Origin of the sequence: Staphylococcus debuckii, from assembly GCF_003718735.1 — a bacterium.
Taxonomy (GTDB): domain Bacteria; phylum Bacillota; class Bacilli; order Staphylococcales; family Staphylococcaceae; genus Staphylococcus; species Staphylococcus debuckii.
The window spans coordinates 797,365-810,167 of record NZ_CP033460.1; the positions used below are offsets into that span (position 1 = coordinate 797,365).

10 protein-coding genes and 1 pseudogene are annotated in these 12,803 nt (G+C 34.7%); 7 read left to right on the plus strand and 4 right to left on the minus strand.

Annotated features, from left to right (window positions below):
- Positions 1 to 110: 110 nt before the first annotated feature.
- The 3 genes from hisC to CNQ82_RS03550 all read left to right on the plus strand — a co-directional run bounded on the left by hisC (position 111) and on the right by CNQ82_RS03550 (position 2,863).
- Positions 111 to 1,175, plus strand: coding sequence for a histidinol-phosphate transaminase (gene hisC / locus CNQ82_RS03540; protein ID WP_123144117.1), 1,065 nt, complete (start codon positions 111 to 113; stop codon positions 1,173 to 1,175).
- 138 nt (positions 1,176 to 1,313) lie between these two features.
- Positions 1,314 to 1,856 carry a 5' nucleotidase, NT5C type gene (locus tag CNQ82_RS03545; protein WP_123144118.1) on the plus strand — a complete coding sequence of 181 codons (543 nt, stop codon included), beginning with the start codon at positions 1,314 to 1,316 and terminating at the stop codon, positions 1,854 to 1,856.
- 251 nt (positions 1,857 to 2,107) lie between these two features.
- Positions 2,108 to 2,863, plus strand: a complete 756-nt coding sequence (locus CNQ82_RS03550) for a class I SAM-dependent methyltransferase (protein ID WP_123144119.1) — start codon at positions 2,108 to 2,110, stop codon at positions 2,861 to 2,863.
- Between the two features lie 113 nt (positions 2,864 to 2,976).
- Here the strand turns inward: CNQ82_RS03550 and CNQ82_RS03555 are convergent, their stop codons facing one another.
- From CNQ82_RS03555 to CNQ82_RS03570, 4 genes are all read right to left on the minus strand, one after another.
- The gene (locus CNQ82_RS03555) at positions 2,977 to 4,479 is read right to left on the minus strand and encodes a peptide MFS transporter (RefSeq protein ID WP_123144120.1); all 1,503 of its coding nucleotides are present in this window, start codon (positions 4,477 to 4,479) and stop codon (positions 2,977 to 2,979) included.
- A 228-nt stretch (positions 4,480 to 4,707) separates the two neighbouring features.
- Positions 4,708 to 6,228 (minus strand): peptide MFS transporter, encoded by a 1,521-nt coding sequence (locus CNQ82_RS03560; RefSeq protein WP_123144121.1) that lies wholly within the window; start codon positions 6,226 to 6,228, stop codon positions 4,708 to 4,710.
- Positions 6,229 to 6,386: 158 nt separating this feature from the next.
- On the minus strand, positions 6,387 to 6,890 hold the full coding sequence (queF, locus tag CNQ82_RS03565; RefSeq protein WP_123144122.1) for a preQ(1) synthase: 504 nt from the start codon (positions 6,888 to 6,890) through the stop codon (positions 6,387 to 6,389).
- 2 nt (positions 6,891 to 6,892) lie between these two features.
- Positions 6,893 to 7,783, minus strand: coding sequence for a DMT family transporter (locus CNQ82_RS03570; RefSeq protein ID WP_123144123.1), 891 nt, complete (start codon positions 7,781 to 7,783; stop codon positions 6,893 to 6,895).
- Positions 7,784 to 8,665: 882 nt separating this feature from the next.
- Between CNQ82_RS03570 and nrdI the strand changes: the two genes are divergently transcribed.
- The 4 genes and pseudogenes from nrdI to CNQ82_RS03590 form a co-directional block, all read left to right on the plus strand.
- Positions 8,666 to 9,058, plus strand: a complete 393-nt coding sequence (nrdI, locus tag CNQ82_RS03575; protein ID WP_095106525.1) for a class Ib ribonucleoside-diphosphate reductase assembly flavoprotein NrdI — start codon at positions 8,666 to 8,668, stop codon at positions 9,056 to 9,058.
- Positions 9,030 to 11,135: a class 1b ribonucleoside-diphosphate reductase subunit alpha gene (gene nrdE / locus CNQ82_RS03580; protein ID WP_123144124.1), complete on the plus strand. Its 2,106-nt coding sequence runs from the start codon at positions 9,030 to 9,032 to the stop codon at positions 11,133 to 11,135. The genes nrdI and nrdE overlap by 29 nt, the downstream gene beginning before the upstream one ends.
- A 138-nt stretch (positions 11,136 to 11,273) precedes the next feature.
- Positions 11,274 to 12,251: a class 1b ribonucleoside-diphosphate reductase subunit beta gene (nrdF, locus tag CNQ82_RS03585; protein ID WP_123144125.1), complete on the plus strand. Its 978-nt coding sequence runs from the start codon at positions 11,274 to 11,276 to the stop codon at positions 12,249 to 12,251.
- A 77-nt stretch (positions 12,252 to 12,328) separates the two neighbouring features.
- A pseudogene (locus tag CNQ82_RS03590) lies at positions 12,329 to 12,532 on the plus strand (iron ABC transporter substrate-binding protein); the annotation flags it as partial.
- Positions 12,533 to 12,803: the final 271 nt, after the last annotated feature.

Here is a 12,803-nt window from a genome sequence, read left to right on the forward strand (position 1 = left end):
GTTCTTTTTGGTACTTTTAAAAAAACGAGTTTGCATTCTTACTGTAAAAAGCGCTATAATATTGACTAAATTCAAAAATATCAGTCAATTTAAATGGGGGGCTTTACCACATGAAAGAACAAATTCAACAATTATCCGCATACCAACCAGGATTGTCACCACGCGCATTAAAAGAACAGTTTGGTTTAGATATCGAATTACACAAACTTGCATCTAACGAGAACTTATATGGACCTTCTCCTAAAGCGAAAGAAGCGATTAAAGAACATGTAGATGAAGTCCTTTATTATCCTGAAACAGGCGCACCGACATTACGTAAAAAAATAGCCGAGGATTTGAATATTGATGAGAAACGCATTTTATTCGGCGCGGGATTAGATGAAGTAATCTTAATGATTTCACGTGCCGTATTAACACCTGGAGATAAGATTGTAACGAGCCAAGCGACATTCGGTCAATACTATCATAATGCTATCGTTGAATCTGCTGAAGTTGTCCAAGTGCCTTTAAAAGAGAACGGACAATTTGATTTAGAAGGAATCTTGCAAGAAATCGATGAAAATACAGCTCTAGTATGGATTTGTAACCCTAACAATCCAACAGGAACTTATGTGACGCATGAAGAATTAGAAGCATTTTTAGAACAAGTACCAGGCAATGTACCAGTGCTTGTAGATGAAGCTTATTTTGAATTTGTAACTGCGAAAGATTTCCCTGATACTTTGAAGCTGCAAGAGAAGTTCCCAAATGCCTTCTTGTTGCGCACTTTCTCTAAAGCATATGGATTAGCAGGTCTGCGTGTCGGTTATATTATCGCTACAGAAGAAGCAATTCATAATTATAATATTATCCGTCCGCCATTTAACGTAGGACGTTTATCAGAATATGCGGCGGTAGCTGCCTATGAAGATCAAGATTATTTAAAAGAAATTCAAAAACGTAATGCAGAAGAACGTGAGAAATTTTTTGCTATTCCAGAAAGCAAGCATTTCTTCGATAGCCAAACTAATTTTATTTTTGTAAAAACAAAACGACCTAAAGAGTTATATGAGGCGTTGCTCAAAGTTGGTTGCATTACCAGAGAATTTCCAATTGGCGTCCGTATTACAATTGGCTTCCCAGAACAAAATGCTAAGATGATTGAAGTGTTAAAGAATTTTGATTTTGAGGCGTAATCTAGAAAAATAATTATAAGAGAGCAGTGCTATGTGAATCATTTGAGCGATTTCAGTGCTGCTCTTTTTTCATTTGCAAAATAATTTTAGAGATATGCTATACTCGTAATGGATAAAGAGGAAAGGAAGTTACATAATATGGAGAGAAAATCGATTGCCATTGATATGGATGAAGTATTAGCTGATACAATCAAAGCCTTGATTGAAGAAGTTAATGCACGTACAGATTTAGGTATCAAAGAAGCACTTTTAGACGGCAATAAAATCCGACATTTTATGCCTGAACATGAAGGTGTTTTAGATGAAGTATTAAGAGAACCTGGCTTCTTTAAAAATTTAGAAGTGATTCAAGACTCACAAGAAGTAGTGGAAAAATTATCGCAGCATTATGACATTTATATTGCGACTGCTGCTATGGATGTCCCAACATCCTTCCATGAAAAGTATGAATGGCTGCGTATGCATTTTCCATTCTTAGATCCTCAAAACTTTGTCTTTTGCGGACGTAAAAATATTGTTAAAGCTGATTACTTAATTGATGATAATCCTCGCCAGTTAGAGCGTTTTACTGGCAAGTCATTAATGTATACTGCTGCGCATAATATTCACAATGAAGATTTTGAGCGCGTTAATAATTGGAAAGAAGTAGAAAAGTATTTCCTGGGAAATGAGGAAATATAATTAAGAGTACTCTGCGGAATAAAGATAATATTTCGTTGATTCAGGCGAGCTAAGCTACCAAAAAGAAGGTTGAAACAGTATCTTTTTTATTAGAAGTATTACTGAATAGCGTAAAGTAGATTTGAGGCATTTTTGTGTCTCAAATCTATTTTTTTGCGTCGATATTATGAATATTTGTCTAAACAGTATTTTTTAAAACTTTTTTGTGTTATTTTTTGATTGATAATAGTTATCAATTAGGAGGTTAGAGGATAATGGGTGAAGCAGGCCATACATTTTTAGCTAAATTAGGAAAGACACGTTTAAGACCTGGTGGAAAAGAAGCAACAGATTGGTTGATCGACAAAGGTTATTTTCAAAAAGATAAGAAGGTTTTAGAAGTAGCTTGTAATATGTGTACGACTTCCATCATGCTGGCGAAACGGTATGGTTGTGAAATAGAGGCTGTAGATTTAAATAAGAAAGCGTTAGAAAAAGGGAGGCAGAATGTGCTGAAGCAAGATTTAACACACTTAATTCATGTTCAACAAGCAAATGCTATGGATTTACCATTTGATGATAATTCCTTTGATATTGTTTTGAACGAAGCGATGTTAACGATGCTGCCTGTTAAAGCTAAAGAAAAAGCTTTAACAGAATACTATAGAGTGTTGAAACCAGGAGGTATATTACTCACACATGATATTGCTATTCTTGCTCCTGAGGATACAGCGCATGTTCAGAAGCAACTGAGCGATGCAATTAATGTGAAAGTCACGCCCTTACCAGTAGCGGATTGGACGCAACTCTATAAAGAAGCAGGCTTTAAGAATATAAATTCTAAAATCGGTGCTATGAGTTTGATGACGCCATCAGGAATGATTCGAGATGAAGGCTTACTCGGAACAATGAAAATTATTCGTAATGCATTGAAAAAAGAAAATCGTCCAATGTTTATTACTATGTTTAAAACAATGAATAAATTGAAAGAGCGCATGAACTATGTTGTGTTCGCTGCTAGAAAATAATAATAGCTAGGAAGAATTCATCACAGATTTCTTCCTAGCTATTTTTATTAAGGAAAGGGACTAGAACAGAATAACGATCTGATCCCTTCTAAAAAATAATAATATTGTGACATTTAGCGGATGCCACGCATACCTTTAACAATTTTCGGTACAAAAGCCAGTGTGACTAAACCGATGACTACTGCTAAACAGCCCAAGAATAAGAAATAATTTTGGTAGCCTAAAGGTTTAATGAGTTTAACTAATGTACCATTGATTGCTTGCGCAGTAGCATTCGTTAATAACCATAAACTCATCATTTGTGAGTTAAAGGCCTTAGGTGCGAGTTTTACAGCAGCACTATTACCAGTCGGTGAAATACATAGCTCACCGATTACACAAATGATATAAGATAAAATTACCCAGTTTACAGTGATTTGATGACCACCGCTGCCCATCATTACAAAGGCAATCATGATATAAGAGATACCAGCTAATACAGCACCCCAAACGAATTTAGTAGCTAAACTTGGTTGACGTTCTCCCATTTTTTTCCAGATATAAGAAATAACAGGACCTAATAATACGATGAATAGCGGATTAATAGATTGGAAGTAGGTTTTCCCAAAGCCTGAAGTCCATCCAAATAGGTTGATTGTCATATCTGTACCTTTGAAAGCGTAAATGTTAAGTACGTTAGAACCTTGTTCTTGAATTGACCAGAAAATAACTCCGATGATGAACAAAGGAATAAATGCGATAACACGAGAACGTTCATCTGAAGAAACCTCTTTACTTCTAATCATGATCGTGAAGTAAATTATCGGCAATGCAACACCTAAGATTAATACTGTTGTACTAATCATATCGAAAGTAAATGTACCTGTAAGAACAGTAATCAAGATTACGATAGCGATAATTGCTGCAACTGCTCCTACGATGATGCCATAACGTTTCTTTTCAACTGCTGAGAGCGGGTTAGTAGGTCTTAAGCCTACATTTCCTAAATTACGTTTGTTAAAAATCAAATAAATAACAAGTGCCACAGCCATACCAATTGCTGCAATTAAGAAGCCTTGGTGGAATTTGTGGTTGTCAGAGAATTGATTTAAAATAAGCGGCGCGACTAAGGCACCCATATTTACTGACATATAGAAAATAACAAAACCTGAATCGATACGTGAATCGTTTTCAGGGTACAAGCGACCTACAATATTGGAAATATTCGGTTTCATAAGACCAGAACCAATAATAATGAAGAACATCGATACAAATAAACCAATATTTGCGAGTGGTAGACTAAGTACCACATGGCCGATGATAATCAATACGGCACCGTACATAGTGGCGCCCCGTGTACCTGTGATTCTGTCAGCTACCCATCCTCCAATAATGGTAGTCATAAAAATAAGTGAACCATAAATAGACATTACAGATTGTGCTGTAACTTCATCCATTCCCAAACCGCCATCTTTAATGGCGTAAAACATGTAAAAGATTAAGAGTGCACGCATTCCGTAATAACTGAATCTCTCCCAAAATTCTACAAAGAAGAGTACTCCTAATCCTCTTGGATGTCCGAAGAAACCTTTTTGAGGAATTTCTTGAACATGCTGATTATGCAAATTATTCTGCAAATTAATCCCGACCTTTCTATCCTAAACGGGCTGATTATATTAGATTTTACTCTCATCAATTAATAGTTTCAATAATTTTCTAAAAATAATAATATTAACAATTTTCAGATTATTATAGTCATCAATTTAATCTACAAATTATCAGTCAAAGTAGTGAATAAATTACTTTGGAAACAAAAGAAGCGGAGACATTATGTCCCCGCTCCCCGAAATATATTTTAAAATTGATTAATGAATACCTTTCATGCCTCGTTTAACCATAGGAGAAACTACGATGAGCAAGACACCAATAATGATTGTTAATAAGCCTGAATACATGAAATACTCAGAAGGATTCATACCTTTATAAAGTACTACTAGCTGTGCGTTTAATCCTTGGGCTGTTGCATTACTCAACATCCATAAACTCATCATTTGCGCTGTGAAAGCATAAGGTGCAAGTTTAGTAGTAGTCGCTAATCCAACAGGAGAAATACAAAGTTCACCGATTGTAATAAGCAAGAAACTGAGCATGAGCCATATAGGATTGATCAGTGCTCCATGCAATCCTCCAGCTAATGGAATCATCATAATGAGATAAGATAGGCCAGCAATAATAGCGCCCATTGCAAATTTCATTACTGTAGATGGGTTACGTTTTCCTAATTTCACCCATAAAGTTGCGAATACAGGTGCTAATGCAACGATAAAGATAGGATTCAGTGATTGGAACCAAGCTGCTGGAATATCAAAATGAATTGCGCCGCCTGTAAGTTCAGACATTTTTAGTTGTGTATTTTTATCTGCAAAGTTTGCAAGAATAGTTGAACCTTGTTCTTGAATCATCCAGAATGCTACTGATGTAATATACAAAGGAATGTAACTGCGAACACGTGATTTTTCTTCAGACGTTGCTTCTTTACTCATTAACATACGAGCCACAATGAATACTGGTAAAGCAATTCCGAGGATAGTAACAAGTAAACTGAAGTTTTCGATTGTTAATGCGTTAAATGCTTTTAAAATAATAAGATAGAGCGCGAACGCCGCTGCAATCACAATAGTTATGATAGAGAATTTCTTCACATCATTTTTAGTCATAGGATTATGTACAGTCAATCCCGCTAAATTCAAATATTTTTTACGTTTTGTCCAATAAACGACAAGTCCGATAAACATACCGATGGCAGCAGTTGCGAAGCCAGCATGGAAACCTACACGTGTTTGTAAATATCCAGTAATAATTGGTGACAACAAAGCCCCTGCGTTGATACCCATGTAGAAAATCGTAAATGCTGAGTCTACACGTGGATCATTTTTCTCGTAAAGCTCACCCACTGTAGTTGAAATGTTTGGTTTCAAGAGGCCTGTACCAATAATTAAGAGCAGTAATGCAATCATAACTGCTGTTAAACTGCCCGGTAGGCTTAAGATGATGTGACCAAACATAATAAAGATTCCACCGACAAATACAGCATTCTGCGTACCTGTGATTCGGTCTGCTATCCAACCGCCAATGACTCCAGACATATAAATTAATGTCCCGTATAAGGCTACAATTTGCATGGCTACAGATTCATCGAGCCCAAATCCGCCTTTAGCAACTGAATAGTAAAGATAGTAAACTAAAATGGCTTTCATACCATAGTAACTGAATCTCTCCCAAAATTCAGTAAAGAATAGAGTGCTTAGTCCTTTAGGATGTCCGAAGAAGCCTGTACGTGGCACACTGTTGACGACTTCTTCTCGTGTATATTGTTTTTTATTCATAAATTCCCCCCTAACTGCTTAAATGTTATTTTAAGCGATAAGGAAAAGTTATACAAGAAAATTCTGAAAATTATTGTGGTATTCATCACGTAATAATTACACAAAAAGTTTAATAATATTTTTTTGTTAAAAAACGCCCCTAAATAGGAGCGTTAATATTAACGATTATCAATATTTTCTGGATATAAGTCGTGATTCATCATACGGTATTCAGCCATCTGTTCGTATTTTGAATTTGGACGACCATAGTTAGTATAAGGGTCGATTGAGATACCGCCTCGTGGCGTGAATTTTCCCCATACTTCAATATAATGCGGATCCATTAATTCGATTAAATCATTCATAATGATATTCATACAATCTTCATGGAAATCTCCATGATTTCTGAAACTGAATAAATAAAGTTTCAATGATTTTGATTCTACCATTTTGATATTTGGAATATAAGATATATAAATTGTCGCAAAATCAGGTTGACCTGTAATAGGGCAGAGAGAAGTGAATTCTGGACAATTAAATTTAACAAAGTAATCGCGACCTTGATGTTTGTTGTCAAAAGTTTCTAAAACATCTGGTCTATAATCGAAATGATAAGTATTGTTTTGATTGCCTAATAACGTAATGTTTTCCAGTTCTTCTTTTTTACGTCCTTCATTTGACACTTTTATTTCGCTCCTTTATGTGCACGGGTAGGTTTATTTTTACGTCCTTGCCGACGTGCTTTTTCAAACATATAATAACTTGCACTAATAATAATAACGTAACCGAGTGTAGCGTATAAATCTGGTGATTCACCAAAGATGACAATTCCCATGATAGCGGTAAAGATGATAGATGCATAGGTGAATATTGAAATGTCACGTGCTGGGGCATAACTGTAGGCTAAGGTGATGCCGATTTGACCTACTGCAGCAGATAACCCGGCGCCGATGAGATAAACGATTTGTATCATAGACATAGGTTCATATGTGAAGATTACAAATGGAATTAAAGCTACAATTGAGAAGAATGAAAAATAAAACACGATAGTGTAAGGTGCTTCACGAGTGCTCAAGGCACGTACACAAGTATACGCAGCTGCGGCGAAAATACCCGAGAATAAACCGCCGATTGCAGGTATCATAGCTGATGAAAATTGAGGCTGTACCACAAATAACATCCCTATAATGGCTACAATCATAGCAGTAACTTGATATTTACGCACTTTCTCATGTAAGAATACTAAACTTAACAAAATCGTCCAGAAAGGATTTAATTTCATTAAAGTATCTGCATCACTTAACAACATATGGTCTATCGCATAAATATTTAATAATACGCCGACTAAACCTAAAGTAGAACGGGTAATCAACAAGGGCTGACTGCTCAATTTGCCGAACATCGGTTGTTTATATTTATATAAGAAATATAAAGGAATCAACATCGCAACTAAATTACGTGCTAAAGACTTTTGAAATACAGGCAAATCACCTGAAAGTCTGAAGAACAACGACATAAAACTAAAGCCGATTGCTGAAATGAGGATAGCAATGATGCCTTTAATTTTCGGATCCATATTTTCGCCTCTACTTTCTTCAAAACTTAACGTATATCATCTTAGCATAATTCAAATTGTTATTGCTATAAGTCCTTGCAATTCTTTGATAGAATAGTTATAATCAAATCGAACATACGTTCTGTTAGTGAGGTTTGAAGTTTCACATAGTATTTAAGATGAAAATAGTTAAATTTTTAAGATAGTTGTATCAAGCTTACAAGGTCCAGAATGGCAGACGCTTGATTTCATAAGAAGTGCATAATTTTTGAAAAAATCAAGGGTAAAACTACAATTATTTATTTTGAGGGCTTTTTTTAAAAAATTTTTGTTCCTTAACGATAGATGTGACGGTCATTACATCGATTATGACAATTTAAAAATAATTTTCGGGCAATGATTCTCTTTGAAATTACAAAGTGTGTTAGGTATAATGAATCACATAATATAGTATTGAAGAACGAAAACCGACACTATATGTTGTGGTTAAGTTGAAAAATGCTAAATTTAAAATTAACTATTTTAATGCATTTTCACACCTTATTATTTTAAAAGTACAAAGTAACGTTTAAGCGATTAATTCATGATTAAAGTGTTATTAATGGTTGAAAGTAGTTCAAACGCGTTGGTATTCTTGTAAATGCGTTCAATGTGAAACTGATAAAATGATAAGGTGAAGATTCAAATATATACAGCTCGTAAATTGAATGACCACTACATATAGTGTTAAAGGAAAGTGCATTCTAATATCATTATCAAATGCAAACATGCAGCAGTCATAAAGTCTCATTCAAGAAACAACAATAGCAATAAGACAGCCTGTCATGTTTTTTATTTATGGCTTCTGCTTTAATCTATGGAGATAAAGAATGACGCGTTCTTTATAAGAAAGCGGGTGATTCAATGAAGGTAGTTTATTTCTCATTCACAGGAAATGTAAGACGGTTTATAACAAGAACAGGCTTTGATAACACCTTAGAAATCACAAATGATAACTGTGCGGAAATACGCATAGATGAACCTTATATATTGGTCACTAGTACCATCGGATTTGGAGAAGTACCGGATGTCGTCAAGACATTCTTGCAACATAACGGCACAATGATAAGAGGAGTAGTTGGAAGCGGTAATCGAAATTGGGGACAAAACTTCGCAAAAGCCAGCGATACAATATCCAGAGAATACCTCGTGCCTCTTTTAATGAAATTTGAAGTACAAGGAACACAAAAAGACGTTGAAGAGTTTAAAGATAAGGTGGGGCATTTTTATGAAGACAATGAACGAAAAGCAATATAATCATATTGAATTAAATAATGAGGTAACAAAGCGTAAAGAAGACGGCTTTTTCAGTTTGGAAAAAGACCAAGAAGCGCTAGAAGTTTATCTTGAAGAGATTAAAGATCATACTATTTATTTCGATAGTGAAATTGAGCGTTTGCACTATCTTGTCGACAATGATTTCTATGTAGATGTTTTTGCACAATACAGCGAGGAAGATTTGAAAGAATTAACTGATTTTGCGCGCAGTATACCATTCAAATTTGCCAGCTATATGTCTGCAAGTAAATTTTTCAAAGACTATGCACTTAAAACTAACGATAAACAACAATATTTAGAAGATTACCCGCAACACGCGACAATCGTAGCGCTTTATCTAGCAGATGGCGATAAAGCACAAGCACGTCAATTCATTTCCTCTATGATTGAACAACGCTACCAACCTGCAACACCGACATTCTTAAATGCAGGTCGTGCACGTCGAGGCGAACTTGTTTCATGTTTCTTATTAGAAGTAGATGACAGCTTGAATTCAATTAACTTTATTGATTCAACAGCGAAACAATTGAGTAAAATCGGAGGCGGCGTAGCAATCAACTTATCTAAACTACGTGCGCGCGGTGAAGCAATCAAGGGCATTAAAGGTGTAGCAAAAGGTGTATTGCCTGTTGCAAAATCATTAGAAGGCGGCTTTAGTTACGCAGATCAACTTGGTCAAAGACCAGGAGCTGGCGCAGTATATTTAAATATATTCCATTACGATGTTGAAGAATTTTTAGACACTAAAAAAGTAAACGCAGATGAAGATATCCGCTTATCAACGATTTCTACTGGTTTAATTGTGCCTGCTAAATTCTTTGAACTTGCGAAAAAGGGCGAAGATTTCTACATGTTCGCACCACATACAGTGTATAACGAGTATGGCGTAACCTTAGATGATATTGATCTTGATAAATATTACGATGATATGGTTGCAAACCCAAATATTTTAAAACATAAAAAAGATGCACGTGAAATGTTGAATACAATTGCACAAACACAATTGCAATCAGGATATCCTTATTTAATGTTTAAAGATAACGCAAACAAAGTTCACGCTAATTCTAATATTGGCCAAATCAAAATGAGTAACTTATGTACTGAGATTTTCCAATTACAAGAAACATCAATCATTAATGATTATGGTATAGAAGATGAAATCAAACGTGACATTTCATGTAACTTAGGTTCATTAAATATTGTTAACGTGATGGAATCAGGCAAATTCAGAGATTCTGTGCATACAGGTATGGATGCTTTAACAGTTGTAAGTGATGAAGCTAATATTCAAAATGCTCCAGGTGTACGCAAAGCAAACAGCGAATTGCATTCAGTAGGACTTGGCGTTATGAACTTGCATGGTTACCTTGCTAAAAACCAAATTGGTTATGAATCTGAAGAAGCAAAAGACTTTGCAAATGTATTCTTTATGACAATGAACTATTACTCAATTGAACGTTCAATGCAAACAGCTAAAGAACGTGGCGAAGCTTATCAAGATTTCGATAAATCTGATTATGCGAGTGGCAAGTATTTTGAAAAGTACACTCAAGCTGACATTGTTCCTGAGTATGAAAAAGTCAAAGCACTATTTGAAGGCCTAGAAATTCCAACAGCTGAAGATTGGAAAGCACTTGAAGAAGATGTTAAGGAATATGGTTTATATCATGCATATCGTTTAGCAATAGCGCCTACACAAAGTATTTCTTATGTGCAGAATGCAACAAGTTCAGTAATGCCGATTGTAGATCAAATTGAACGTCGTACTTATGGCAACTCAGAAACATTCTATCCAATGCCATTCTTATCTCCTAAAACAATGTGGTACTATAAATCAGCATTTAACACTGATCAAATGCGTTTAATTGATTTAGTAGCTACAATTCAACAACACGTTGACCAAGGGATTTCAACAATCCTATATGTGAACTCAGAAATCTCAACACGTGAATTATCACGCCTATATGTTTATGCACATCATAAAGGATTGAAATCTCTTTATTATACACGTAATAAATTATTGAGCGTAGATGAATGTACAAGTTGTGCAATTTAACAAATTAACTTAAAAATTAGAGCTGACAATTATTAAATCGGGACGACTTTACACAATGACAGTATGTGTGTAAGTGGTCCCTCCTTTAAGCACTTGACGATAAACTAAAATTAAATGAAGAATGGAGAATGCACATTGATGATCGCTGTCAATTGGAACACGCAGGAAGACATGACTAATATGTTTTGGCGACAAAACATTTCCCAAATGTGGGTAGAAACAGAATTTAAAGTCTCTAAAGATATTGCAAGTTGGAAAACTTTAACACCTGAGGAACAAGATACATTTAAAAAAGCATTGGCAGGTCTAACTGGTTTAGATACACATCAAGCTGATGATGGAATGCCATTAATTATGCTTCACACTAAAGATTTGCGTAAAAAAGCAGTTTATTCCTTTATGGCAATGATGGAACAAATTCACGCTAAAAGTTACTCTCATATTTTCACAACATTACTACCCTCTAGTGAAACAAACTATTTACTAGATACATGGGTATTAGAAGAACCGCATCTAAAATATAAATCAGATAAAATCGTTGGTAATTATCATAAACTTTGGGGAAAAGAAGCTTCAATTTATGATCAATATATTGCACGTGTCTCTAGTGTATTCTTAGAAACATTCTTATTTTATTCTGGTTTCTATTATCCTTTATATCTTGCTGGGCAAGGACGCATGACAACATCAGGTGAAATTATCCGTAAAATTCTACTTGATGAATCGATTCACGGTGTATTTACAGGCCTAGATGCGCAACATCTACGTAATGAACTTTCTGAGAATGAAAAGCAACGTGCTGATCAACACATGTATAAACTTTTAGAAGAATTATACAAAAACGAAGTATCTTATACTCATAAACTATATGATGATATCGGATTAACAGAGGACGTCTTAAATTACGTACGTTACAATGGAAATAAGGCACTTTCAAACTTAGGATTCGAGCCTTACTTTGAAGAGCGTGAATTCAATCCGATTATCGAAAATGCATTAGACACTTCAACGAAAAACCATGACTTCTTCTCGGTTAAAGGTGATGGTTATACACTAGCTTTAAATGTCGAGGCTTTACAAGATGAAGATTTTATTTTTGATGATGAAGAAAAATAAATAATAACAAAGAGAGCGTTGAATCTTGCTGTTGCTTAGCAGTTAAGATTCAGCGCTTTTTTAATAGAGTAATTAAAATTGTTTTACTCATGGACCGTGGTCAATTAATGACTGGTAAATCTAGTGATAAACAATTGCTGAAAAATGATGTTATCAAAAATGTAAAAGCAATAAAAGATAATAAAGTTTATGAGCTTGATCCGAAATTATGGTTCTACGCTTCAGGTTCAACTGCTACAACAATCAGAGAAATCGATGAATTAGAAAAGGTTGTTAAATAAAGATTAGTTATCGAGGTTTAGGGGGATTAACTTCGAACTATTTTATGAGAATATAAAGCTGGATTTAAAAAATAGCTATGAAGAAATCTATCGTTTCAGATTTCCTCGTAGCTATTTTTATATATTTTCATACATATCGATATGTAATTTATTATTTCGAATTAGTTTGTAAATTCTAAGGAGTAATTTAATTAATGTGTGAGGAGTTTTTACTTTTTGAAAGTTAAAATACATGAATATTACATATTTAATCCGAAAACATGTTAGAAAA